The organism is Pseudochrobactrum sp. AO18b (assembly GCF_000409565.1).
GTDB classification, from domain to species: domain Bacteria; phylum Pseudomonadota; class Alphaproteobacteria; order Rhizobiales; family Rhizobiaceae; genus Pseudochrobactrum; species Pseudochrobactrum saccharolyticum.
The window spans coordinates 1-672 of the sequence record NZ_ANNO01000096.1 but is presented as its reverse complement, the minus strand read 5'-3'; the positions used below and the strand labels follow the sequence as shown (position 1 = coordinate 672).

At 46.7% G+C, this 672-nt stretch carries 1 protein-coding gene; it reads left to right on the top strand.

Features of this window, described 5'->3' with window-relative positions:
* Nucleotides 1-150: 150 nt before the first annotated feature.
* Nucleotides 151-672, top strand: a 522-nt coding sequence (locus tag A918_RS0104340) for an NADPH-dependent FMN reductase (protein WP_022709868.1), incomplete at its 3' end; no start/stop codon positions are given.

Genomic DNA, 672 nt, shown 5'->3' with positions numbered 1-672 from the left:
GGGCCGTTTTTATATAAAATGCATTGTCCTATTCTGTGGACACTGTGTCGCAGGAGATAACTTGCAGTTTTTCTGAAACACTTTTAACAGGTGGCTGAAAAGAGGGCGCAGTTATGCCTGTCTGTTTTTCAGCTGAAAAAGGAAATATCCGTGCCAAAGCTTTATACAATCATTTGTGCAACACGTTCTGCGCGCCATGGCGATAAATTTGCCAAATGGTTTAATGATTTTGCAGCCGCAAATTCTGATTTCGATGCAGAGCTGGTTGATCTGGCAGAAGTTAAACTGCCGTTTTTTGATGAATCCACACATCCGCGCGCGCAGAAATATGAGCATGAGCATACCAAAAAATGGAGCAAGCTCATTGATGCCGGTGATGCATTTGTCTTTGTGATTCCGGAGTATAACTATTCCCCGCCGGCTGAATTCTTCAATGCGGTGAACTTCCTCAATACCGAATGGAATTATAAGCCTGCGGCTATTATGAGCTATGGCGGTGTGTCCGGCGGTTTGCGTTCCGCACAGGTTGCCCGTTCGCATCTGAGCACATTGCGTATGATGCCGCTGCCGGAAGGTATTCCGCTGCCGAATTATCCGCAGTTCCTGAATGAGAACGGCGAATTTGTTGCGACTGAAATGGTTGAAGCCAGTGCAAAGACTGTTCTGGCCGAG